General features: G+C 63.6%; 24 protein-coding genes and 1 tRNA gene. 17 read left to right on the forward strand and 8 right to left on the reverse strand.

Annotated features, from left to right (window positions below; genetic code table 11):
* Nucleotides 1-10 precede the first annotated feature (10 nt).
* From aroKB to FHS03_RS16280, 3 genes are all read left to right on the forward strand, one after another.
* Complete coding sequence (gene aroKB / locus FHS03_RS16270) at nucleotides 11-1,657, forward strand: bifunctional shikimate kinase/3-dehydroquinate synthase AroKB (protein ID WP_183441976.1); 1,647 nt, start codon at nucleotides 11-13, stop codon at nucleotides 1,655-1,657.
* A 12-nt stretch (nucleotides 1,658-1,669) separates the two neighbouring features.
* Complete coding sequence (locus FHS03_RS16275; protein WP_183441977.1) at nucleotides 1,670-2,800, forward strand: deoxyguanosinetriphosphate triphosphohydrolase; 1,131 nt, start codon at nucleotides 1,670-1,672, stop codon at nucleotides 2,798-2,800.
* Nucleotides 2,801-2,865: 65 nt separating this feature from the next.
* On the forward strand, nucleotides 2,866-3,165 hold the full coding sequence (locus FHS03_RS16280; protein WP_183441978.1) for a hypothetical protein: 300 nt from the start codon (nucleotides 2,866-2,868) through the stop codon (nucleotides 3,163-3,165).
* Here the strand turns inward: FHS03_RS16280 and mutY are convergent.
* From mutY to mutM, 3 genes are read right to left on the reverse strand one after another with little or no spacing between them, the layout of a single operon-like run.
* Complete coding sequence (gene mutY / locus FHS03_RS16285; RefSeq protein ID WP_221208166.1) at nucleotides 3,162-4,283, reverse strand: A/G-specific adenine glycosylase; 1,122 nt, start codon at nucleotides 4,281-4,283, stop codon at nucleotides 3,162-3,164. The genes FHS03_RS16280 and mutY overlap by 4 nt on opposite strands.
* 15 nt (nucleotides 4,284-4,298) lie before the next feature.
* Complete coding sequence (locus tag FHS03_RS16290; protein ID WP_183442197.1) at nucleotides 4,299-6,227, reverse strand: dynamin family protein; 1,929 nt, start codon at nucleotides 6,225-6,227, stop codon at nucleotides 4,299-4,301.
* A 45-nt stretch (nucleotides 6,228-6,272) separates the two neighbouring features.
* Nucleotides 6,273-7,106 carry a bifunctional DNA-formamidopyrimidine glycosylase/DNA-(apurinic or apyrimidinic site) lyase gene (gene mutM, locus FHS03_RS16295; RefSeq protein WP_050409719.1) on the reverse strand — a complete coding sequence of 278 codons (834 nt, stop codon included), beginning with the start codon at nucleotides 7,104-7,106 and terminating at the stop codon, nucleotides 6,273-6,275.
* A gap of 77 nt (nucleotides 7,107-7,183) precedes the next feature.
* On the opposite strand from mutM, the gene FHS03_RS16300 reads away from it, so the two are divergent.
* The 7 genes from FHS03_RS16300 to pth all read left to right on the forward strand — a co-directional run bounded on the left by FHS03_RS16300 (nucleotide 7,184) and on the right by pth (nucleotide 13,209).
* A complete protein-coding gene (locus tag FHS03_RS16300) occupies nucleotides 7,184-8,974 on the forward strand; it encodes a tetratricopeptide repeat protein (protein ID WP_183441979.1) in 1,791 nt (596 codons plus the stop codon).
* A 19-nt stretch (nucleotides 8,975-8,993) separates the two neighbouring features.
* Nucleotides 8,994-9,596 carry an outer membrane lipoprotein LolB gene (locus tag FHS03_RS16305; RefSeq protein ID WP_183441980.1) on the forward strand — a complete coding sequence of 201 codons (603 nt, stop codon included), beginning with the start codon at nucleotides 8,994-8,996 and terminating at the stop codon, nucleotides 9,594-9,596.
* Nucleotides 9,593-10,474, forward strand: a complete 882-nt coding sequence (gene ispE, locus FHS03_RS16310) for a 4-(cytidine 5'-diphospho)-2-C-methyl-D-erythritol kinase (protein WP_183441981.1) — start codon at nucleotides 9,593-9,595, stop codon at nucleotides 10,472-10,474. The genes FHS03_RS16305 and ispE overlap by 4 nt, the downstream gene beginning before the upstream one ends.
* Nucleotides 10,475-10,547: 73 nt before the next feature.
* A tRNA-Gln gene (locus tag FHS03_RS16315) sits at nucleotides 10,548-10,624 on the forward strand.
* 164 nt (nucleotides 10,625-10,788) lie between these two features.
* Entirely contained in the window at nucleotides 10,789-11,739 is a 951-nt protein-coding gene (locus tag FHS03_RS16320; protein ID WP_050409716.1) for a ribose-phosphate pyrophosphokinase, read from the forward strand.
* A 162-nt stretch (nucleotides 11,740-11,901) separates the two neighbouring features.
* On the forward strand, nucleotides 11,902-12,504 hold the full coding sequence (locus FHS03_RS16325) for a 50S ribosomal protein L25/general stress protein Ctc (protein WP_183441982.1): 603 nt from the start codon (nucleotides 11,902-11,904) through the stop codon (nucleotides 12,502-12,504).
* Between the two features lie 120 nt (nucleotides 12,505-12,624).
* Nucleotides 12,625-13,209, forward strand: coding sequence for an aminoacyl-tRNA hydrolase (gene pth / locus FHS03_RS16330; protein WP_183441983.1), 585 nt, complete (start codon nucleotides 12,625-12,627; stop codon nucleotides 13,207-13,209).
* Here the strand turns inward: pth and FHS03_RS16335 are convergent.
* Complete coding sequence (locus FHS03_RS16335) at nucleotides 13,206-13,736, reverse strand: DinB family protein (protein ID WP_183441984.1); 531 nt, start codon at nucleotides 13,734-13,736, stop codon at nucleotides 13,206-13,208. The genes pth and FHS03_RS16335 overlap by 4 nt on opposite strands.
* Nucleotides 13,737-13,882: 146 nt before the next feature.
* Here FHS03_RS16335 and ychF point away from each other — a divergent pair, with 146 nt between their 5' ends.
* From ychF to FHS03_RS16360, 5 genes are all read left to right on the forward strand, one after another.
* Entirely contained in the window at nucleotides 13,883-14,974 is a 1,092-nt protein-coding gene (gene ychF, locus FHS03_RS16340; protein ID WP_183441985.1) for a redox-regulated ATPase YchF, read from the forward strand.
* Nucleotides 14,975-15,095: 121 nt separating this feature from the next.
* Nucleotides 15,096-15,299 (forward strand): type II toxin-antitoxin system VapB family antitoxin, encoded by a 204-nt coding sequence (locus FHS03_RS16345; RefSeq protein ID WP_183441986.1) that lies wholly within the window; start codon nucleotides 15,096-15,098, stop codon nucleotides 15,297-15,299.
* Nucleotides 15,300-15,570: 271 nt separating this feature from the next.
* Entirely contained in the window at nucleotides 15,571-15,885 is a 315-nt protein-coding gene (locus FHS03_RS16350) for an ArsR/SmtB family transcription factor (RefSeq protein WP_183441987.1), read from the forward strand.
* Nucleotides 15,882-16,238, forward strand: coding sequence for an SRPBCC family protein (locus tag FHS03_RS16355; protein ID WP_183441988.1), 357 nt, complete (start codon nucleotides 15,882-15,884; stop codon nucleotides 16,236-16,238). The genes FHS03_RS16350 and FHS03_RS16355 overlap by 4 nt, the downstream gene beginning before the upstream one ends.
* A 46-nt stretch (nucleotides 16,239-16,284) precedes the next feature.
* Nucleotides 16,285-16,893: an ATP-dependent Clp protease proteolytic subunit gene (locus tag FHS03_RS16360; RefSeq protein WP_183441989.1), complete on the forward strand. Its 609-nt coding sequence runs from the start codon at nucleotides 16,285-16,287 to the stop codon at nucleotides 16,891-16,893.
* Nucleotides 16,894-16,916: 23 nt separating this feature from the next.
* Here the strand turns inward: FHS03_RS16360 and FHS03_RS16365 are convergent, their stop codons facing one another.
* The gene (locus tag FHS03_RS16365) at nucleotides 16,917-17,489 is read right to left on the reverse strand and encodes a TetR/AcrR family transcriptional regulator (RefSeq protein ID WP_229426249.1); all 573 of its coding nucleotides are present in this window, start codon (nucleotides 17,487-17,489) and stop codon (nucleotides 16,917-16,919) included.
* Nucleotides 17,490-17,650: 161 nt separating this feature from the next.
* Here FHS03_RS16365 and FHS03_RS16370 point away from each other — a divergent pair, with 161 nt between their 5' ends.
* Nucleotides 17,651-18,586: an EamA family transporter gene (locus FHS03_RS16370; protein ID WP_183441991.1), complete on the forward strand. Its 936-nt coding sequence runs from the start codon at nucleotides 17,651-17,653 to the stop codon at nucleotides 18,584-18,586.
* Nucleotides 18,587-18,597: 11 nt separating this feature from the next.
* Here the strand turns inward: FHS03_RS16370 and FHS03_RS16375 are convergent, their stop codons facing one another.
* Both FHS03_RS16375 and FHS03_RS16380 read right to left on the reverse strand, forming a co-directional pair.
* Nucleotides 18,598-19,347: a class I SAM-dependent methyltransferase gene (locus tag FHS03_RS16375; RefSeq protein WP_183441992.1), complete on the reverse strand. Its 750-nt coding sequence runs from the start codon at nucleotides 19,345-19,347 to the stop codon at nucleotides 18,598-18,600.
* A gap of 65 nt (nucleotides 19,348-19,412) precedes the next feature.
* A complete protein-coding gene (locus FHS03_RS16380; RefSeq protein WP_183441993.1) occupies nucleotides 19,413-19,799 on the reverse strand; it encodes a nuclear transport factor 2 family protein in 387 nt (128 codons plus the stop codon).
* Nucleotides 19,800-19,895: 96 nt separating this feature from the next.
* On the opposite strand from FHS03_RS16380, the gene FHS03_RS16385 reads away from it, so the two are divergent.
* Entirely contained in the window at nucleotides 19,896-20,633 is a 738-nt protein-coding gene (locus tag FHS03_RS16385; protein WP_183441994.1) for an AraC family transcriptional regulator, read from the forward strand.
* A 3-nt stretch (nucleotides 20,634-20,636) separates the two neighbouring features.
* On the opposite strand, the gene FHS03_RS16390 is transcribed toward FHS03_RS16385, so the two are convergent.
* Nucleotides 20,637-21,143 carry a nuclear transport factor 2 family protein gene (locus FHS03_RS16390; RefSeq protein WP_183441995.1) on the reverse strand — a complete coding sequence of 169 codons (507 nt, stop codon included), beginning with the start codon at nucleotides 21,141-21,143 and terminating at the stop codon, nucleotides 20,637-20,639.
* Nucleotides 21,144-21,249: the final 106 nt, after the last annotated feature.

Consider the following 21,249-nt stretch of genomic DNA (forward strand, 5'->3'; position numbering starts at 1 on the left):
CTGGGGCTGAATGCAAAATGTGTTTTTGGTAGGACTGATGGGGGCGGGGAAAACGACCATAGGCCGCATCCTCGCCCGCAAACTGGGCATGCGCTTCGTCGACTCCGACCACGAAATCGAGTCGCGCACCGGCGCATCCATTCCCTTGATCTTCGAGATCGAAGGCGAACAGAGTTTCCGCCGCCGCGAAGCCGAAGTGATCCGCGATCTGACGGCGGAGGAGGGCATTGTGCTGGCCACGGGAGGCGGCGCCATCCTCAACCCCGACAACCGCGCCGTGCTGCGCGAGCGCGGCACGGTGATCTACCTGCGCGCCAGCATCAACAGCATTCTGGCGCGCACCAGCCACGACAAGAACCGCCCCCTGCTGCAGACGGCCGATCCGCGCCGCAAGCTGGAAGAATTGATGGCGCAGCGCGAGCCGCTCTACCTAGAAATGGCAGACCTGGTGATCGATACCGGCCGTCCTAACGTACAATCGATGGTTCAGATTATTATGAACCAGCTCGACGCGCTTGCCTGCGAGGCGGCGCCGAACTGTGTCACGCAGGCGGAACCCTCGATGAACGAACAATCCAATATCCTTCTCAATGTCGATCTGGGCGAGCGCAGCTACCCGATCTCCATCGGCCCGGCCCTGCTGGACGATCCCGCGCTGCTGCAGCGCCATGTGGCGGGCGGCAAGGTCGCCATCGTCAGCAACACCACCGTGGCGCCGCTGTATCTGGAGCGCGTGCGCGCGCCGCTGGCCGCCGCCGGCAAGGAAGTCATTTCCATCGTGCTGGACGATGGAGAGGAATTCAAGAACTGGTCCAGCCTGATGAAAATCTTCGATGCGTTGCTGGCCCATAAATGCGACCGCAAGACCACCCTGATCGCCCTCGGCGGCGGCGTGATCGGCGACATGACCGGCTTTGCCGCCGCCAGCTATATGCGCGGCGTGGACTTCATCCAGGTGCCGACCACCCTGCTGTCCCAGGTCGATTCCTCGGTGGGCGGCAAGACCGGCATCAACCACCCTCTGGGCAAGAATATGATCGGCGCCTTCTACCAGCCGCGCGTGGTGCTGGCCGATACCTCGACCCTGGAAACCCTGCCCGACCGCGAGCTGTCGGCCGGCCTGGCCGAAGTCATCAAGCACGGCGCCATCATCGACGCTCCCTTCTTCGACTGGATCGAAGCGAATATCGGCAAGCTGATGGCGCGCGACAAGGGCGCCCTGGCCTACGCCATCGCCCGCTCCTGCGAAATCAAGTCCGACGTGGTGCGCCAGGACGAGCGCGAAGGCGGCCTGCGCGCCATCCTCAATTTCGGCCACACCTTCGGCCACGCCATCGAGGCCGGCATGGGCTACGGCGTCTGGCTGCACGGCGAGGCCGTCGGCTGCGGCATGGTAATGGCGGCCGAGCTGTCGCAACGCATGGGCTTTATCGACGCCGATGCCGTGGCGCGCATGCGCGCCCTGGTGGCCGCCGCCGGCCTGCCGGTGCAGGCGCCCGACCTGGGCACGCAGCGCTGGCTGGAGCTGATGGAAGTCGACAAGAAGAACGAGGGCGGCGCCATCAAGTTCATCCTGATGAAGCCGGTGGGCAGTCCCTGCATCACCAACGCGCCGCAGGAACTGCTGCTCGACACCATCGCCGCCTGCGTGCGCTGAGCCGGAGCCGCCATGGAAGCAAGCCTCGCCCCTTACGCCGCGCATTCGGACCTGGGGCGCGGCCGCCGCGTCCCGGAAACCCCGCACGCCTCGCGCAGCCAGTTCCAGCGCGACCGCGACCGCATCATCCATTCCACCGCCTTCCGCCGGCTGGAATACAAGACCCAGGTCTTCCTCAACCACGAGGGCGACCTGTTCCGCACCCGCCTCACGCACAGCCTGGAAGTGGCCCAGATCGGCCGCTCGCTGGCGCGCAATCTGCGCCTGAACGAAGACCTGGTGGAAGCCATCGCCCTGGCCCATGACCTGGGCCACACGCCCTTCGGCCATGTGGGCCAGGATGTGCTGAACGAATGCATGCAGGAGCATGGCGGCTTCGAACACAATCTGCAAAGCCTGCGCGTGGTCGACCAGCTGGAGCAGCAGTACGGCGCTTTCGATGGCTTGAACCTGATGTTCGAAACGCGCGAGGGCATCCTCAAGCACTGCTCGCTGCACAATGCGCGCCTGCTGGGCGAGGTGGCGCAGCGCTTCCTCGACCGCAGCCAGCCCTCGCTGGAAGCCCAACTGACCAATCTGGCCGACGAAATCGCCTACAACAGCCACGATATCGACGATGGCCTGCGTTCGGGCCTGATCAGCATCGCCCAGCTGGAGCAGGTGGATTTCTTCGCCCGCCTGTGGCGCGAGGTGCAGACGGTGTATCCGGGCCTGGTTGGCCGCCGCGCCATTTACGAAACCTTGCGCCGCCTGATCACGGCGCTGGCCGACGACCTGATCGCCACCTCCGGCGAACGTATCCGCGAAGCCGCGCCGCGCAGCATTGAGGAAGTGCGTGCCGCGCCGCCGCTGATCCGCTTCTCCGACCAGATGCGCAAGGACGCGACGGAACTCAAGCGCTTCCTGCGCGAGAATCTGTACCGCCACTACAAGGTCAACCGCATGCGCCTGAAAGCGAGCCGCATGCTGCGCGAGCTGTACGACGCCTTCACCGCCGACGTTTTCCTGCTGCCGCCCGACTACCGCGAACCGACCGGCGACGCCAGCCTGCAGGCGCGCCGCATCGCCGACTACATCGCCGGCATGACCGACCGCTACGCCATCCAGGTGCACCGCCGGCTGTACTCCTTGGAAGAACTCTGATCCATATCAAGCACGCCGTCCGCTTCGCTTGACCTTGCCGCTTGCGCGGACAATGATGAAGCATCATGGACGAGAACTTCATCGAACGGTTCGTTACCTTGGAAGCGGATGTGGCGCACATCAAGCTCGATCTTGGGCAGATTCGTGCCAATTATGCGACCAAGCAGGATTTGGAGGTTTACGCGACCAAGGAAGACCTTGCGGTTATCCGCTCCAATTACGCCACCAAGGAGGATGTGGCGAAATTGGAAACACAGATTGCCAAGCTCGAATCCCGGCTTATCACTTGGTTTATCTCGACCGCCACAGCCTTGGCGGCCGTTTCAATCTCGGCCGCCGTCGCTACGATACATCTGGCGGGTTAAAACATGCGCGCCTGGCTGTTCGCCTGGTCGCCCAGCAATTCCAGCAGCAGCTTCTTGACCGGTGCGGGCAGGGCGGCGTCGGCCACGCGGTTCGTGGCCAGCCACTGGTAGCGCGCTTCGCCGGCCAGCGCTTCGCGGCGCGCCAGCGTGATCAGCAGCGGCGCGATATGCAGCTTGTAGTGGGTGAAGACGTGGGTGACCGTCATCAAGCGCTCCTGCGACTCCATTTCGCCGAAGGGCTGCATGGCGCGCGCCAGCGCGTCCTGGTCGATTTCCGGCTGTTCCTCATCCTCGGCCAGCGTATGGCCATCGAGTTCCGGCAGCGACAGCAGGCCGCCCCAGATGCCGCTGGCGGCGCGCTGCTCCAGCAGCACCTCGCCCCGGTCCACGATCAGCAGCAGGGTCGCGTGCTTTTCCGGCACCGCCTTCTTCGGCTTGCGCACCGGCAGTTCCTTGGTGCGCTGCGTCAGGTGCGCCACGCAGCGCTGCTGCATCGGACAGCGCGCGCAATCGGGGCTGCTGCGCGTGCACAGCGTCGCCCCCATGTCCATCAGCCCCTGGGTATAGGACTCGATGCCGCTGGCCGGCAGCAGGGCTTCGGCGCGGCGCCACATGGCTTGCTCGGTCTTCTTTTCACCGGGGAAGGTATCGATGCCGAACACCCGCGCGAACACGCGCTTCACATTGCCGTCCATGATGGCGGCGCGCGTGCCGCTGGAAAAGGCGGAAATCGCCGCCGCCGTCGAGCGCCCGATGCCGGGCAGCTCCGCCAGCAGGGCCGGGTCGGACGGGAAGACGCCGTCGTACTGCGCCACCACCTGCTGCGCGCAGCGGTGCAGATTGCGCGCCCGGGTGTAGTAACCGAGGCCGCTCCACTGCGCCATCACATCCTCCACCGGTGCGGCGGCTAGCTCGCGCAGCGTGGGAAAGCGCTCCAGGAAACGCGCGTAATACCCCAGCACGGCCGACACCTGGGTCTGCTGCAGCATGATTTCCGACAGCCAGATCAGGTAGGCGTCGCGCGTGTTTTGCCACGGCAGGGTGTGGCGTCCATGTTCTTTCTGCCAGCCGATCAGGGCGGCGGAAAAGCTGGGGTCTGCAAAGTCTTCGTGAAGCAATTCAATTCCTGTGATTTATGCGGCGGCATCCAGCGCCACGAATTCGGCATGCAGGGCGATGCTGATATCGCCCGCCAGTTCGGCTAGCCGGGCTTTCTGCTGTTCCAATTCCGCCTGGCCGGCCTCGAAGGCGGCGATCTTTTGTTCCAGGCTGTCGCTGGCCTCGTGGATGCGTTGCACGGCGGCCAGCCGGTGCTTCAGCTGCTCCTTGTGCTGGCGGATCTGCGCCTCCAGCGGCGCCATGATGACTTTCAGCCAAGCCTCGGCATCGGCATTCGCGGCCTTGAAGCAGCGCTTGACGGCCGAGGCGATCGAATCGAAGAAGCGCTCCATCAGCGACAGGCGCGAGGTGGTCAGCATGGCGGCGGCGCCAAACTGCTTATGATAAACGTTTTCGATGTCGGCGATCTCCTGCCGGTAGCGTTCCAGCGAAAACGCCATGGGCAGGGCCAGCGCGATCCCGTGTTCGCTGGAGAACTGGCGGTACATTGCATCCATCATGCCGTGGATTTCGCCCACCTTCTGTTCCGACAATTGCAGGTCGGCGCGCAGCGCGGCGAAAAAGACGCGCACCGCCTCGCGCATGCCCGTCGAGAAGGCGCTGTTGCCCATGGCCGCGCGCACCTCGTGCACATGGTCGCGCAGCATATCCATGCCCAGGCTGTCATACAGCTCGGTGGACAGGCGGGTGAAGACGGCGCGCGTGCCCTGCAGCTTGAACAGGCTGGCGTCGAATTCCTTTTTCTCGGCATCGACGCGCCGCATCATATGCGCGATCACGCTCTGGTTCTTGCCGCGCAGGCTGCGCAATTCATGCAGCTGCTCGACCAGGCCGCGCATGCGCGCCGCCAGCATGGCCTGCTGCGCGGCGCCCAGGGCCGCCAGATCGTCGGCCAGGCGCTGGCGGATGATGTCCTTCTTGGCCGGAATCAGCTCATCGAACAGGGCGCGTTCCAGCTCCAGCATGCGGCTCTTGTGGAGCAAGGCCTGGTCGCCCGTGATCTTGCCCACCAGCGCCTTCTGCGCCGACACCGGAAACACCTGGTCCGGCCGCAGTGCCAGCATATGCGCCGCGTGCTCCTGCTGGCGCGCGATCTCGCCATCGACTTCAGCGTCGCTGCGCAAGGCGTCCCACATGCTGTCGATCTTGTTCAGCACCACCAGCCGGCCCGCGCCGCCGCCGATATGCTGGCGCCAGACTTCGATATCGCTCTTGGTCACGCCGGTATCGGCGGCCAGGATGAACAGCACGGCGTGGGCGTGCGGGATCAGGTTCAGCGTCAGTTCCGGCTCGGTGCCGATGGCGTTCAGGCCGGGCGTATCGAGAATCACCAGGCCTTGCTTCAGCAGCGGATGCGGGAAGTTGATGATGGCGTGGCGCCACAGCGAGATTTCGACCTGGCCCTGCGCGTCGAGCGTGGCGGCCAGGTCGGGATCGTTCTCGTCATACAGGCCATAGCGGCGCGCCTCGTCCACGCTCACCTGGCGCGTGCGGCTGACCTGCTTGAACACCTGCTGCATCTCGTCGGCCGCCTCCAGGTTCAGCGGCAGCATGGTCCAGGCGGCGGCATCGTCGCGGTAATCGCTGGTGGAGAGCTGGGAGGCGCGCGTCTCGATCGGCAGCAGGCGGATGCAGGGCGGCCAGGCCGGATCGTATTTCAGCTCGGTGGGGCACATGGTGGTGCGTCCGGCCGCCGAGGGCAGGATGCGCTGGCCGTAATCGGCGAAGAAGATGGCGTTGATCAGCTCCGATTTGCCGCGCGAGAATTCGGCCACGAAGGCCACCGACATCTTGTCGTCGGCCAGGCGCGCCAGCGCGCGCGCCAGGCGCTGTTCGGCGGCGGCGTCGGCCAGCGGCGTGCCGGCCAGCCAGGCGCGGTAAGACTGCACCGTCTTGGCCACGCCCAGACGCCATGCGCTGTAGTGCTCCAGGTCTCTCGCCATCATGCCGCTTGCCTCGCACGTTGGATGGTCCAAAACGCCAGGGGATTATTTCTGGCAGTTCACGCAATAAAAGGTCGAACGCTGGCCTTGCTTGATCTGGCGCACCGGCGCGCCGCAAATGCGGCAGGGCACGCCAGCACGATCATAGACGAAATACGATTGCTGGAAATAACCGGACTGCCCGTTTACGCTGATGAAATCGCGCAGCGTGCTGCCGCCCTGCACGATGGCCTCGGCCAGCACCTCGCGAATGCACTGGGCCAGGCGGTCGTAGCGCGCCGGGCTGATGCGGTTGGCCGCCGTCTTCGGGTTGATGCCGGCGCGGAACAAGCTCTCGGAACAATAGATATTGCCCACACCCACCACGATATCGCCCGCCATCAGCACCTGCTTGACGGCGGCGCTGCGCGTGCGCGTCTGGCGGTAGAGCAGGGCGCCCGTGAAGGCCGGCCCCAGCGGCTCCACGCCCAGGCCGCGCAGCAGCATGTGCTCGTCCAGTTCGCCATCCTCGTTGGGGTGCCAGAGCACGGCGCCAAAGCGGCGCGGATCGGTCATGCGCAGCACTTCGCGCCCCTGCGGCCCTTCCACCACGAGGTCGAAATGGTCGTGCTTATCGGCCGGAATATCGGGCGGCAGCACGCGCAGATGGCCCGACATGCCGAGGTGGACGATCAGCGTGCCATGCTCGAACTCGATCAGCAGGTATTTGCCGCGCCGCCCGGTGGACAGCACGGTGCGGCCCGCCAGCAGCTGCGGCAGCTCGGCCGGAAACGGCCAGCGCAAGCCCTCGCGGCGCAGCACGACCGCGCGCACCGGCCGGCCTTCCAGGTGGGGCGCAACGCCGAGACGGGTGACTTCTACTTCGGGTAATTCAGGCATGGAGGACTCGTAAATGCACGCAAGCATGTGGTTGGGCGTAAAATCAAGACTTGAGCCCGATTTGCAGGATCAATCCTTTGAAAAACGCATTCGTCATTGTAACCCTCTCGGCTTTGCTGTCGGCATGTGCCGTTGCGCCACAAAAACAGGCGGACACGCCGGCCGAAGCGGAGGCCGCGGCCGCCCCGGCGGCTGAAAGCCCGGCCTCGGAAGCCATTGCCGCCGCCGCCCAGGCCGAAGAAAAGCTGCCCGCCGTCGAACTGACCAGCGAGCTGTTCTACAAACTGACCAAGGCCGAACTCGATTTCAAGCGCGGCCAGTGGCAAAGCGCCTACGTCACCATGATGGTCTTGGCCCAGCAGACGCGCGACCCGCGCTTGGCGCGCCGTTCGGCCGAAATGGCCCTGGCCGCCAAGCAGGGCAATGAGGCGCTGGCCGCCATCCGCCTGTGGCGCGAACTGGCGCCGGAATCGGACGAGGCGGCCCAATATTTCCTCGGCTTTGCCGTGCTGGGTGACGATCTGGCCGAAAGCGAGCAAGTCTTTTCCCAGCGCCTGAAAACGGCGCCGCCGGCCGCGCGCGGCCTAGCCATGTTCCAGATGCAGCAATTCCTGCTGCGCGCGCGCGACAAGGGCGCCGCTTTCGCGCTGATGCAGCGCGTGCTGGCGCCGTATGACGGCATGCTGGAAACCCATCTGGTGCTGGCCCAGGGCGCGGCGGCCAATAGCGACAACGAACGCGCCCAGAAAGAGGCGAAGGAAGCGCTGCGCATCAAGCCCGATTCGGAACTGGCCGTGCTGACCCTGGGCCAGGTCTTGCAGGATATGGATGGCGCCACCCAGCTTTTCAAGGGCTTCCTGGCCAAGTATCCGAAAGCGCGCGAAGTGCGTTCGGCCTATGCCCGCCTGCTGGTCGAACAAAAACAATACAGCCAGGCGCGCCAGCAGTTCGAGCAGTTGCTGACCGCCCAGCCGGACAATCCGGCCACCTTGTACGCGCTCGGCATCATGTCGATGCAGGCCAACGAGATTCCCGTAGCGGAAGAGTATTTCAAGCGTTTCGTCGCGGTGCTGGAAAGCAGCGAGGGCGAAGAGCGCGACCCGTCGAAAGCCTTGCTGATCCTGGCCCAGATCGCCGAAGAGCGCGGCGATTTCGACACCGCCATCGGCTGGCTGGACCGGGTGGAAGGCAACGATCCGCGCGTCTACCTGACTTCGCGCCTGAAGCGCGCCCATCTGGCGGCGCGCAAGGGCGATCTGGCCCAGGCGCGCACCCTGCTGAGCCAGATCCAGACCAGCGACCCGGCCGAACAAGCCCAGATCATGCAGACCGAAGCGCAACTGCTGCGCGACGCCGGCAAGTCGGAAGACAGCTTCGCCGTGCTGGAAGGCGCGGTGCAGCGCTTCCCCGCCCACGCCGAGCTGTTGTACGACTTTGCGCTGGCGGCCGAAAAACTGGGCCGGCTGGAGTTGATGGAGCAGATCCTGCGCCGGGTCATCGAGGCCGCGCCCGATAACCACCACGCCTACAATGCCCTCGGCTATTCGCTGGCCGAGCGCAATGTGCGCCTGGACGAGGCGCAAGCCCTGGTCGAAAAAGCCTTGCAGATGGCGCCGGGCGATCCCTTCATCATGGACAGCATGGGCTGGGTGCAATTCCGCATGGGCAAGCTGAAAGAGGCCGAGCAGTATCTGCGCCAGGCTTACAAGCTGCGCAACGATCCGGAAATCGCCGTCCACCTGGGCGAGGTGCTGTGGGCTTTGGGCGACAAGGATGGCGCCCAAAGCCTGTGGCGCGAAGCGCGCGCCAAAGACCCGAAAAACGATGCGCTGCGCAGCACCCTGGAACGCCTGAATGCCAGCATCTAAGCAAGATAATAAGGACTACATGCCCCATACCCGCGCCGCGCTGGCCGCCTGCGCCGCCGCTGCCATGCTCGCGCTGGCCGGTTGCGCCACCGCCCCGGGCGGCCCGCTCTCGTCCGTCCATGTGGCGCCGTTTAGCGAGGCGCAGGAACTGCGCGGCAGCATGTCGGCCAATTTCACGCGCGACGGCAACCGCGAATCGGTGACCGGCAACTTCGAATGGCGCCAGAGCGCCGCGCGCACCGACATCACCCTGTCCTCGCCGATCGGCCAGACCATCGCCGTTATCGCCGTCACGCCCGAAGGCGCCACCTTGAACGATGGCAAGAACCCGCCGCGTTCGGCGCGCGATATCAACCAGCTAAGCCGCGAGGCCCTGGGCTGGCCGCTGCCCGTGGCCGGCCTGCGCGACTGGCTGCAGGGCCACGCCATCGGCGCCGATGGCAAGCCCTTTGCCGCCAGTCCCGCTGTCAATACTATTCAAACCAAGGATGGCTGGCAGCTCAGCTACGTCACTTGGCAGGAAGGCAGCGTGCCGCCCAAGCCCAAGCGCATCGACGTCGAACGCCGCACCGGCGAAGCCATCGACGATATTTCCATCCGTATTGTGATCCGTCCCGAATGAGCAGCTTGAAGAATTGCCCGGCCCCGGCCAAATTGAATCTATTCCTGCACGTGAATGGCCGCCGCGCCGACGGCTACCATCTGCTGCAAACCGTGTTCCAGATGATCGACCGCTGCGACCGCCTGCATTTCGACTTGCGCGCCGACCATGAGCTGCGCCGCGTCAACGACATTCCCGGCGTGCCGCAAGAGCAGGACTTGATTATCCGCGCCGCCCGCCTGCTGCAGGCCGAGGTGCTGAAACGGCGCGGCGCGCTGCCGCCCGGCGTCGACATCGGCATCGAAAAAGTGCTGCCCATGGGCGGCGGCGTCGGCGGCGGCTCGTCCGATGCGGCCACCACGCTGATGGCGCTGAACCATCTGTGGCAGGCCGGTCTGAGCCGGCAAGAGCTGATGGACTTGGGCCTGCCGCTGGGCGCCGACATTCCCTTCTTTATCTTCGGCCAGACCGGTTTTGCCGAAGGCGTGGGCGAGGCGCTGCAGCCCGTCGCCGCGCCCGCCTGCTGGTATGTGGTGGTCGAACCGGGCGTCGCGGTTCCCACCGCGAAAATTTTTTCGTCCGAGTATTTGACAAGGGACACGCCCCTCGTTAAGATAACGGACTTTTCCAGCCACTACGGAAATCGCCAAGATAACCGTGGTTTTGGAAAGAACGACTTGCAACAAGTGGCCACCCGCTTGTTCCCGCCGGTAGCGAAGGCGGTAGAATGGCTGGGGGCTTACGGCGATGCCAGGATGACTGGCTCCGGTGCTTGTGTGTTCTGCGCCTTCGATAGCGAGGCCCAGGCCGATGCAGTGCTCAGCAATGTGCCTGCCGCCTGGACTGCTTGGAAAGCTAAAGCGCTGACACAGCATCCCATCGCTGAAATGTTGAAGTGAGTAAAAAGATTTGGCTTTACGTTAAATAGCTTGTATAATACTGGCCTACTGACGAAAAGCTTCAGTTTAGAGTAGGGGAATCGCCAAGCTGGTTAAGGCACCGGATTTTGATTCCGGCATACCAAGGTTCGAATCCTTGTTCCCCTGCCACCGTTTTCTCTGTGATCTGTCGATGCTGAAAGTGTCCGGCACGGAGTAAAAACAAAGATACTGCCAGTCACGCTGGTGTATCCTTTTAGCTCAGCGCCGGATGCGGCATCTGCCGGACCCGGTGACTTTTCAAAGAAATCAACGCTTACCTTCCTGGGACTCCCATGGCTTACGAAAACCTGATGGTTTTTACCGGCAACGCTAATCCTGCGCTGGCAGAAGGGGTCGCAAAAAATCTCGGCATCCCTCTCGGCAAAGCAGTCGTTTCGAAATTCTCGGACGGCGAAGTAATGGTCGAAATCAATGAAAACGTCCGCGGTAAAGACGTCTTCGTGCTGCAGTCGACTTGCGCCCCGACGAACGACAGCCTGATGGAACTGATCCTGATGGTCGATGCCCTGAAACGCGCGTCCGCTGGCCGCATCACGGCCGCCATTCCTTACTTTGGTTACGCCCGCCAGGACCGCCGCCCGCGTTCGGCCCGCGTGGCGATCTCCGCCAAAGTTGTGGCCAATATGCTGGAAGAAGCCGGCGTCGAGCGCGTCCTGATCATGGACTTGCACGCCGACCAGATCCAAGGCTTCTTCGATATCCCGGTTGACAATATTTATGCATCGCCCATCCTGCTGGGCGACCTGCAAAAGAAAGACCATCAAGACCTGCTGGTCGTGTCGCCCGACGTCGGCGGCGTGGTGCGCGCGCGCGCGCTGGCGAAACGCCTGGGCTGCGACCTGGCCATCATCGACAAGCGCCGTCCGAAAGCCAATGTTTCCGAAGTGATGAACATCATCGGCGACGTGGAAGGCCGCAACTGCGTCATCATGGACGATATGGTCGACACCGCCGGTACCCTGGTGAAAGCGGCTGAAGTGCTGAAAGAGCGCGGCGCCAAGAAAGTGATCGCCTACTGTACCCACCCGGTGCTGTCCGGCCCAGCCATCGAGCGCATTTCCGGCTCCTCGCTGGACGAGCTGGTGGTGACGGACACCATCCCGCTGTCGGATGCGGCCAAGGCTTGCGGCAAGATCCGCCAGCTGACCTGCGCACCGCTGCTGGCCGAAACCTTCAAACGCATCATCAAGGGCGATTCCGTGATCTCCCTGTTCGTGGACTAAGCGGCCCGCGAAAGCACAATATTCAGGCGGCGCGACCGGTTTTCCGGTGGCGCCGTCGTGTTTTTTCCGGAGACGGCTTGCCGCCTCCGATTTCCGGAGCGTCCTGGTCGCGGGACGCTTCTTACCGCAAGGCGCAAGCCTTGTTTATTTTTGGAGTCTCAAATGAAAGTAGTTGCATTCAAACGCGAACTGCAGGGCACGGGTGCGAGCCGCCGCCTGCGTATTTCCGGCCAAACCCCAGGCATCATCTACGGTGGCACCGAAGCCCCAGTGACCATCGCTCTGGACCACAACGCGCTGTTCCACGCGCTGAAAAAAGAAGCTTTCCACTCGTCCATCCTGGACCTGGAAATCGACGGCCAAGTACAGAAAGTGCTGCTGCGCGACTTCCAGATGCACGCTTACAAACAACTGGTGCTGCACGCTGACTTCCAGCGCATCGACGCCAACAAGCCAGTGCACGTGAAAGTGGCTCTGCACTTCGAAAACGCCGAAGTGTCCCCAGCAGTGAAACTGCACGGCGCCACCATCAGCCACGTCGCCAACGAGATCGAAATCTCCTGCCTGCCAGCTGACCTGCCAGAGTTCATCGTGGTCGACCTGACCAATGTGGACGTCGGCCACTCCGTGCACGTTGCTGACCTGAAACTGCCAAAAGGCGTGACCGCTATCACCCACGGCAACAACCTGACCATCGCTACCGCCTCCGTGCCAGCTGGCCACGTTGCTGCTGAAGCCGCTGCCGCTGAAGAAGCCAAGAAGTAATTTGCCCGCGCAGTCCTGCGCAGCATGAAAAACCCCGGCCTCGGCCGGGGTTTTTTTTATGCGCCTACAGCCTGGCCGGGCGCGGCGGTATAATCCGCCTTTTGCCTGGATTGCAATCCCATGTCCATCCGCCTGATCGTCGGCCTCGGCAACCCTGGTCCCGAGTACGAACAAACCCGCCACAATGCCGGCTTCTGGCTGGTCGATAATCTCGCCAACACCCTGCCCGGCGCGCGCCTGCAGCGTGAAACGCGCTTCAATGCGCTGATGGCGAAGACTTCCATCGGCGGCAAGGAAGTCTGGCTGCTGGAGCCGCAGACCTATATGAACCGTTCCGGCCAGTCGGTCGGCGGCCTGGCGCGCTTCTTCAAGATCAATCCGGACGAGGTCTTGGTGGTGCACGATGAACTCGATCTGCCGCCCGGTTCGGCCAAGCTGAAAAAAGGCGGCTCGTCCGGCGGCCACAATGGCTTGAAGGACATCAGCGCCGCGCTCGGCACCCTGGACTATTGGCGTCTGCGCATCGGCATCGGCCATCCGCGCACGCTGAATCTGGCGCAGCCGGTGGCCGACTTCGTGCTGCACCGTCCGCGCCGCGAAGACCAGATGCTGATCGACGAGTCGATCGAAAAATCCCTGCGCATCCTTCCGCTCGCGGTGGCGGGCGATTTCACCAAGGCCACCATGGAGCTGCACACGGCTTAAAGATCGGCCACCAGGATCAGCAGATCGGTCGCGCCCACGTCGGCGCCGGCCTGCGACAGCAGGGTGGTGGCCTGGCCGCGATGGTGGGTCTGGTGGTTGAAGAAGTGCAGCAGCAGGCCGTCCACCGGGCGGCTGCCGGGCGCGCCCTTCATGCTGCGGTATTGCAGGGTCTGATCCAGATCGTCTTCGCTCAGCGCGTCCGTCCACCGCAGGATCTGCCGGTCGAGGAAGACGCGGCGTTCGCGCAGCGCGCCAAACGCCATCTCCTCGCCTTGCAGGCTGGGCGGCTGCGCCAGCGCCGTGCAGTCCGCCAGCACCTGCGCGAAACGCGCATGGCTGCCGAAGCGGCGCAGCCAGATGGTGTCGGCCGCGACGAGGTGCTGCAAAGTGCCGTGCAGGGAGCCGAAGAAGGCGCCACGGTCGGCCTTGCGCGCTGCCGCCGGCAGACTGGCGGCGGCCTCGTACAGCTTCAGGTTCATCCACTCGTTATATTTCGCCAGCAGGCGGAATTGCTCGGTTCTCTTCATCGCGGCTTCCAAAATAGTGGCAGGATGCGCGCAACAATATCATGTACCGCCCTTGGCCCAGACCGGGAAGCGGGACCGTTCTGCGGTACAATCTCGTTCTATTTGCGGCAGCGTCCGTAGCAGAACACTATCATTAAAGGTTTTCCATGAGTCTCAAATGCGGCATCGTCGGCCTGCCCAACGTGGGCAAGTCCACCCTCTTCAATGCACTGACCAAGGCCGGCATCCCGGCCGAGAACTATCCATTCTGCACCATCGAACCCAACGTCGGCGTGGTGGAAGTGCCGGACCCGCGCATGGCCCAGCTGGCCGAGATCGTCAAGCCTGAGCGCATGGTCAACGCCATCGTCGAATTCGTCGACATCGCCGGCCTGGTGGCCGGTGCGTCCCAGGGTGAAGGCCTGGGCAACCAGTTCCTGTCCCACATCCGCGAAACCGACGCCATCGTCAACGTGGTGCGCTGCTTCGAAGACGAAAACGTGATCCACGTGGCCGGCAAGGTCAGCCCGCTGGACGATATCGAAGTGATCCAGACCGAGCTGGCGCTGGCCGACCTCGGCACCGTGGAAAAAGCCATCCACCGCGAGCAGAAGAAAGCGCGCTCCGGCGACAAGGATGCCGCCAAGCTGGTGGCCCTGATGGAACAGCTGGTGCCGCACCTGAACGAAGCCAAGCCCGTGCGTTCGCTGGGGCTGGACGCCGACCAGATGGCCCTGATCAAGCCGCTGTGCCTGATCACCGCCAAGCCGGCCATGTACGTGGCCAACGTCTCCGAAGACGGCTTCAGCAACAATCCCCTGCTCGACAAGCTGAGCGACTACGCCAAGGCGCAAAACGCCCCGATCGTTGCCATCTGCGCCGCGATCGAAGCCGAAATCGCCGACCTGGACGACGCCGACAAGAGCGCCTTCCTGGCCGACCTCGGCATGGAAGAGCCGGGCCTGGACCGCCTGATCCGCGCCGGCTACAAGCTGCTCGGCCTGCAAACCTACTTCACCGCCGGCGTGAAAGAAGTGCGCGCCTGGACCATCCACGTGGGCGACACCGCGCCACAGGCGGCCGGCGTGATCCACACCGACTTCGAACGCGGCTTCATCCGCGCCCAGACCATCGCCTATGACGACTACATCGCCTACAAGGGTGAGACCGGCGCCAAGGAAGCGGGCAAGATGCGCGCCGAAGGCAAGGAATACGTGGTCAAGGATGGCGACGTGCTGAACTTCCTGTTCAACGTCTGATCCGTTTTTGCCCCATCCCCAAGCCGCGAACTTTCGCGGCTTTTTTGTTTTCTTCGTATCCAGCTTGCGAGATGCGCAAATTGACGCAAAATATATTCATCAGTGATGCAGGGGTTCTACCATGAGAACAACCGTGACGATTGATGATGAGCTGTATGAGAAAGCGCTGGAGCTTGCGGACCCCGCCATGGATAAGGCGGATCTCTTCCGCGAAGCGGTCAAAACCTTTGTCCGGGTGCCGGCAGCAAAGCGGCTTGCAGCATTAGGCGCGAGCGCTCGCGAAATGTCCGACATTCCCCGCAGACGGGCATGGCGCTTGCGATGAGCGGCATACTTGTCGACACCTCGATATGGGGCGATCATTTCGCCGCCGGAATGACATCCTGATCAATAAGCTTTATGGCTTGGGCTGCGGCTTGGTTGATGTGTTTCTTTTGATGTCAGCCCTGCTGAGTCCGGGCGCTCAGCTTTGGACCTGGGATAAGCGCTTGGCCATGCAGGCAAAGCGCTTTCGAATCTTGTATCACCCTACCTCCAACTAAGCTCAAGCGAGAGAAGTGCTTGCACAATACATTAGTATTTGCTAATGTGTTTTCATGGTTGAAAACGATATCTTCAAGGCGCTGGCCGATCCCACCCGCCGCGCCGTCTTCGAGAAGCTGGCGGCGGGCAGCATGAATGCCAGCGCTTTGCGCGAAGGCATGGAGATCAGCCAGTCGGCCATGTCCCAGCATCTTGCGGTCTTGCGCAATGCGGGGCTGGTGCGCGAGGAGCGGCAGGGCCGCTTCGTCAACTACGAGGTTGATCCCGAAGGCCTGGCGCTGATTGCCGGCTGGCTGGCGAAATACCGCCTGTACTGGCCGGCGCGGATCGACGCGCTGAAGGATTTGCTAAAGGACATGGACCAATGAGCGACATGGCAGCCGAAGAGGCAAAGCAGGAACTGGTGCAGGAATACGCGCTCGATGCGCGGCCCGAGAAGGTGTGGCGCGCCGTCAGCATCCCCGCCTTCCGCGAGCGCTGGCTACCCGATGGCGCGCTGGCCGATGCCGAACCGCTTGCCTCGGTCGCGGGTGAAGAAGTCAGCTACCGCATGCAGGACGACGCGCCGCCTTTCCTCGAAAGCGTGGTGACTTTCCAGATTAGTCCCGGCCAGGATGGCGGCACCCTGCTGTGCATCATCCATGGCCTGAGCGATGCACGCTTGCCGCGCGCACTACCGCCGGCAGCCAACGATGCCGGCCCGTACATGATGCTGGCCTGACGCCCTAGCCAGGCTCTCCCTCAATCAGCGAGAAAGGAGTTCGCCAATGCGCGAAATGATGCAGCTCGTCCCTATGGTTCTCGAACAGTCCGGCCGCGGCGAGCGGTCCTTCGATATCTACTCGCGGCTGCTGCGCGAGCGCATCGTTTTCCTGAACGGCGAGGTGAACGACACGGTATCGGCCCTGGTTTGCGCCCAGCTGCTGTTCCTTGAAGCCGAGAATCCGCACAAGCCCATTTACCTTTACATCAATTCGCCCGGCGGCGTCATCACCAGCGGCTTGGCGATGTACGACACCATGCAGTACATCCAATCGCCGGTGCATACGCTGTGCATGGGAACGGCGCGTTCCATGGGGTCCTTCCTACTGATGGCGGGCGCGCCAGGCGAAAGGGTGGCGCTGGCCAATGCCAGCCTGCATGTGCACCAGCCGCTGGGCGGCTTCCAGGGCCAGGCTTCGGATATATTCATCCACGCCGAGGAAATGCAGCGCACCAAGCAACGCGTCACGCGCCTGTACGCCGAACATTGCGGCCGCAGCTACGAGGATGTCGAACGTACCCTGGACCGCGACCGCTTCATGACGGCCGAGGAAGCCGTTGAATGGGGCTTGATCGACCGCGTGCTCAAGCAGCGCGATGATGCGCTGGCGTAGCGCGTATATCCGCAGCCTTGCCGTTATGCCGTGGCGATCAGGGCGACCATGCTCTGGCTTAAAGCCTGCAACTGCTCGGGGCCATGCGCAAGCCGTTCCATTACGGCCAGCCCACGCGTGAAGGCCAGGATGAGCTTTGCCGCCTCTGCCGGGGACATGGCGAGCGACGGGCGCACCGTGTCGCGCGCGAGCGCCTCGACCAGCGCTGCCTCCAGACCCTGCGTCAGGGCGCACACCCGGCCATGGATTTCCGCGCCACTCTGCCCGCTTTCCATCGCCGTTTTGGTCGTGAAGCAGCCGCGTGGCGGCGTATCCATGGTCATGCTGGCGATCGAAACCTCGAAGAAGCGCTGCAAGGCGACCCGGGCCGTTGGCGCCGCCAGCGCGGCCCGCGATGCCGCCAATACCTGTTCCGCATAGCGATCGAAGGCGAGCAGGAACAGCCGTTCCTTGTCGCCGTAGGCGTGATAGAGGGAGCCGCGCTGCACGCTGGCGGCGCTGGCCAAGTCGCTCATCGAGGTGGCCTGCCAGCCTTTGACCCAGAACACGTTCAGCACTTTGCCCAGCAGGACTTCCTCATCAAACTGCCTGGTCATCACCATACCCGCCCCCGCTCTTTCTCAATTTGACACTGGTGTCAACGTTGACTATGATGACATCGTTGACGGTGGAGTTAATTATAGCTGCGGATCGTCCCCGCAAGCCACAAGCGGCGGGGGACGATAACGCAAGCAGGTTCTCTTTAAGGGGCATCGAAATGGGACGCTTGAGCTCAAGTCAGCAGTTGGCGCCTGGTGGTGGCGTCAGTTCTCTGAAAAGCGGCTGGATATCGGTGCTGACCGCCGCCGCGCTGTGGGGAACCACAGGCCTCGTCTTTCAATCCTTGGGGGCGGTTGGCGGCGCGGATGCGGTGTCGATCAGCTTTCTGCGGCTGGCACTGTCCGTGCCGTTTCTATTGCTGATGGCGCGCCTGTATACGGGCGCCTGGCTGACGCCGCTGACGCCGAAAGGGCTGCTTATCCTGCTGGCGCTGGGGGGCAGCATGGCCTTCTACCAGTTGACGTATGTGCTGGCGATCGAGCGCGTCGGCGTGGCCATTTCGGTGTTGATCAGCATTTGCGGCGCGCCCATCTTTGTGGCGCTGATTTCGGTGCTGTGGTATCGGGAGAGCTTGCATGCCCGTACGCTGGTGGCCCTGGCCGCCGCCATCGGCGGCACCATACTGCTGGTCGGCTTGCCCACGGACTTGAATCCGGATACCTATCGCTTCTGGGCCGGCGTGGCGATCGCTGTCGCATGCGCTTTGCTGCAGGCCTTCTATGTGCTGGCCGCCCGCGCCGCCGGCAGCGTTTGCAGCGCCTCGCACGCGGGGGCCATTGGTTTTGCGATCGGCGCGCTGCTGCTCTTGCCGTTCGGTCCGGAGCAAGGGCTGCACCTCAGCTATTCCTGGTCGGGCTGGGCGATGCTGCTGTACGTGGCGGCGATTCCCACCGCCCTGGCGCAGACGCTTTTCCTGAATGGCCTGAAGGGCACGGGCGCCATCGGCGGCGCCATCGCCAGCCTGCTGGAGCCCTTGGTCGCGACCATCCTGGCCGTGCTCGTCCTGCACGAACGAATGAGCTGGTACGGCGTGCTTGGCGCGCTGATCCTGCTCAGCGGCATCGTCATCATCCAGTGGACGCCGCGGGAGTGAGGACGCTTTGCTTATGCCCGCAGCGTTCCCATTGCGATGATCTCGGGCGCCTCGGCGGTGCAAGGACGCTCGTCCCAGCCGCCCAGCCATGACGCGGCGCTCAGGCCTGCTTCTTCCAATAGTTCGGCCAGTTGCTCTTGAGCGGGGAAGGCGATTGGCGAGCGCGCCGAATACAGGCGGCCGCCGTCCTTCACGCGGTAGTAGCTGTCGTAGCTGACTATGCCGCTCGCCGCGTCGCGCGACACATCGTTCCATGCCTCGATGGCGCCCAGCCGCGGATGCGTCAACGTTCTTTGCGATTGGTCCGGCGTCCACTCCCGCCATTCCTCCATCAGCGGATTTCTGCTGTCGAAGATGAAGCGCCCGCCGGGTTGCAGATGGCTGGCGATGGTGCGCAGCACGGCCGCCTGGTCCTCGCGCGTCAGGAAGACCTGGAAGGCGTGGCCCGTCAGCACGACCAGGTCGAAGCGTTCATCGAGCCGCAGCGTGCGGGCATCGGCCGGCAGCCAGCGCACCAGATGGCCGCCGCCGCGCGCCCTGGCGATATCCAGCATCGCGGCGGCGGGATCGGCGCCTGTCACGGTACAGCGGCCCTCTTGCGCCAGCGTGGCGGCAAACAGGCCGGTGCCGCAGCCCAGGTCCAGCACCGAGGCGCGGGACGCGGCCAGCCGGCGGCAGTACTCCAACCCCTCGGTCCATGCGTTTTCCGCATCGTAGAACTGGGCGAGTTCGGGATCGTGATAGAGCTGGTCGTCGGTCATGCGTGGCCCTCGTTGGCGGAAGGACGCTACTCTAGCGCACTCTCCGCCATCGCGCAGGCGGTGGCTCAGGTGCGCGAGCCGAGATCGCGGCTATGCTCTCCGCCTTTGATCTGGCGCGTCAGTTCGTTCAGGCGCCAGATGCGGCCATCCCTGAGACGGGTGATGGCGATGACTTCAAACTGCACGGTCTCGCCTTCCTTGGTCTCGCCGTCGACGATGTGGCTTTCGGCGATGGTGTCGCCACTGGCGACAAAGTCGTCGATCACGATGCGCAGCGATTTCATCTTGTCGCGCACGATGGCGAAATGGTGGGTGGCTTCGGCGTAGTCCAGGGTTTTGCCGTCCACTACCTGCACATAATCCGGGTCGAAGTATTTTTCGTAGGTCTGGGTAGTGGCCTGCGGCTGCAGGACTTCATTCAGCGCGTTTTGCATCCAGGTTTTGCTCAGCATGGCTTGCTCCGTTTTTGGTTGATGGTGAAGCCATGATAGGGCGGGAGTTTTGGCTGGTCTGCGCTAAAATGGACAATCAATACCGCATTTCAGCCAATGACCTCTTTTCTCAGCGCGCTCCTGGTCCAAAATGACGCCGGGCGCATCACCGCTTCGCACAGCCACGCGCGCGGCCAATTGTTCGGCGCCCAGCGCGGCCTGCTGACGGTGGGCGCGGGCGATAGCCTATGGGTGGTGCCCGCCACGCATGCGGTCTGGGTGCCGCCGCACTGTCCGCATTCCCTGCATTCGCACGGCGCTTTCGCCGGCTGGAGCGTGTATGTCGATGACGCGGCCTGCGCCGGCCTGCCGCGCCAGCCCTGCGTGATGCAGGCTTCCGGCCTGCTGCGCGAGGCGGTGCTGCGCGCGGCGCAATGGGTGGAGGGAGAGTTCGACGCGGCGCGCCAGCGCGTGGCGGGCGTGATCCTGGATGAAGTGGCCAGCCTGCCGCGCGCCTCGCTGGTGTTGCCGATGCCCGCCGATGCGCGCCTGCGCCGCATCGCCCAGGCCATCGCCGCCGACCTGGCCGACAAGCGCCGCATGGAGGATTGGGCCGCCTGGGCCGGCATGGCGCCACGCACGCTGGCACGCCGCTTTCTGTCCGAAACGGGATTCAGCTTCGCCGACTGGCGCCAGCGCGCGCGCCTGATGCGGGCGCTGGAAATGCTGGCGGCGCAACGCTCCGTCACCGCCATCGCGCTCGATCTGGGCTACGACAATGTGAGCGCCTTCATCGCCATGTTCAAACGCAGCTTCGGCGTGACGCCCAGCCGCTATTTCAGCGAGACGGAATAAAGCTTATTTTGATGCGTCCTTGCCTTCGTGTGCGGCAACCGCCTTGGTGAATTTATCCATCAGCGGATTGGGCACGGCCAGCGAAAGCTGGTAGTGCTCGATCAGGAAACCCTTCTCCGTGCTGCGCAGCACGCCACTGGCCTGGCAGGTGCCCATCTGCGTATTCAACTGCTCGTCGAACCAGACATATTTTTTGTCGGGAGAAAAATAGACATTGCGCTTTTGCGCCGTGAAGGCCCAGGCCTTCTTGCGGTCGAAATAGGGTTTGGCCCAGACCTTGAAGGCGTCGCGCGTCCACACTTCGGATTTATCGGTGCCGATGTAAATGCCCTCGGGCGCCATCTTGTCGAAATAGGCCGGATCGGCGTTGGCCGCGTCCTTGTGCCAGCCGTCGACAAAGTCATTCACCTTGGCGCGGAAGGCCTGGTCGGCGGCCGGGGACTGGGCGCAGGCGGCGAAGGGCAGGGCGAGGCAGGCGGCAAGCAGGGGGGCGGCGAAGGCGGTTTTCATGGGCAATCCTTAAGGTTGGCGCGGGTGTCCGCTTTGACAAGAATACATCAGTAAGCGGGCCGGTTCGGCGCTGGCTGTATAATCACCCGCCACCTTCCACCGATCA

Source organism: Pseudoduganella violacea (assembly GCF_014191875.1).
Taxonomy (GTDB): domain Bacteria; phylum Pseudomonadota; class Gammaproteobacteria; order Burkholderiales; family Burkholderiaceae_D; genus Rugamonas; species Rugamonas violacea_A.

What these genes read in the sequence shown, in the direction of transcription:
- FHS03_RS16320 (WP_050409716.1), top strand. Translation starts at nt 10,789, where the DNA reads ATGGCTTACGAAAACCTGATGGTTTTTACCGGCAACGCTAATCCTGCG.
- mutM (WP_050409719.1), bottom strand. Translation starts at nt 7,106, where the DNA reads ATGCCTGAATTACCCGAAGTAGAAGTCACCCGTCTCGGCGTTGCGCCC.
- FHS03_RS16350 (WP_183441987.1), top strand. Translation starts at nt 15,571, where the DNA reads ATGGTTGAAAACGATATCTTCAAGGCGCTGGCCGATCCCACCCGCCGC.
- FHS03_RS16385 (WP_183441994.1), top strand. Translation starts at nt 19,896, where the DNA reads ATGACCTCTTTTCTCAGCGCGCTCCTGGTCCAAAATGACGCCGGGCGC.
- FHS03_RS16390 (WP_183441995.1), bottom strand. Translation starts at nt 21,143, where the DNA reads ATGAAAACCGCCTTCGCCGCCCCCCTGCTTGCCGCCTGCCTCGCCCTG.
- FHS03_RS16375 (WP_183441992.1), bottom strand. Translation starts at nt 19,347, where the DNA reads ATGACCGACGACCAGCTCTATCACGATCCCGAACTCGCCCAGTTCTAC.
- FHS03_RS16275 (WP_183441977.1), top strand. Translation starts at nt 1,670, where the DNA reads ATGGAAGCAAGCCTCGCCCCTTACGCCGCGCATTCGGACCTGGGGCGC.
- FHS03_RS16380 (WP_183441993.1), bottom strand. Translation starts at nt 19,799, where the DNA reads ATGCTGAGCAAAACCTGGATGCAAAACGCGCTGAATGAAGTCCTGCAG.
- FHS03_RS16290 (WP_183442197.1), bottom strand. Translation starts at nt 6,227, where the DNA reads ATGGCGAGAGACCTGGAGCACTACAGCGCATGGCGTCTGGGCGTGGCC.
- FHS03_RS16360 (WP_183441989.1), top strand. Translation starts at nt 16,285, where the DNA reads ATGCGCGAAATGATGCAGCTCGTCCCTATGGTTCTCGAACAGTCCGGC.
- ychF (WP_183441985.1), top strand. Translation starts at nt 13,883, where the DNA reads ATGAGTCTCAAATGCGGCATCGTCGGCCTGCCCAACGTGGGCAAGTCC.
- pth (WP_183441983.1), top strand. Translation starts at nt 12,625, where the DNA reads ATGTCCATCCGCCTGATCGTCGGCCTCGGCAACCCTGGTCCCGAGTAC.
- FHS03_RS16370 (WP_183441991.1), top strand. Translation starts at nt 17,651, where the DNA reads ATGGGACGCTTGAGCTCAAGTCAGCAGTTGGCGCCTGGTGGTGGCGTC.
- FHS03_RS16345 (WP_183441986.1), top strand. Translation starts at nt 15,096, where the DNA reads ATGAGAACAACCGTGACGATTGATGATGAGCTGTATGAGAAAGCGCTG.
- aroKB (WP_183441976.1), top strand. Translation starts at nt 11, where the DNA reads ATGCAAAATGTGTTTTTGGTAGGACTGATGGGGGCGGGGAAAACGACC.
- FHS03_RS16335 (WP_183441984.1), bottom strand. Translation starts at nt 13,736, where the DNA reads ATGAAGAGAACCGAGCAATTCCGCCTGCTGGCGAAATATAACGAGTGG.
- FHS03_RS16355 (WP_183441988.1), top strand. Translation starts at nt 15,882, where the DNA reads ATGAGCGACATGGCAGCCGAAGAGGCAAAGCAGGAACTGGTGCAGGAA.
- ispE (WP_183441981.1), top strand. Translation starts at nt 9,593, where the DNA reads ATGAGCAGCTTGAAGAATTGCCCGGCCCCGGCCAAATTGAATCTATTC.
- FHS03_RS16365 (WP_229426249.1), bottom strand. Translation starts at nt 17,489, where the DNA reads ATGACCAGGCAGTTTGATGAGGAAGTCCTGCTGGGCAAAGTGCTGAAC.
- FHS03_RS16305 (WP_183441980.1), top strand. Translation starts at nt 8,994, where the DNA reads ATGCCCCATACCCGCGCCGCGCTGGCCGCCTGCGCCGCCGCTGCCATG.
- FHS03_RS16280 (WP_183441978.1), top strand. Translation starts at nt 2,866, where the DNA reads ATGGACGAGAACTTCATCGAACGGTTCGTTACCTTGGAAGCGGATGTG.
- FHS03_RS16325 (WP_183441982.1), top strand. Translation starts at nt 11,902, where the DNA reads ATGAAAGTAGTTGCATTCAAACGCGAACTGCAGGGCACGGGTGCGAGC.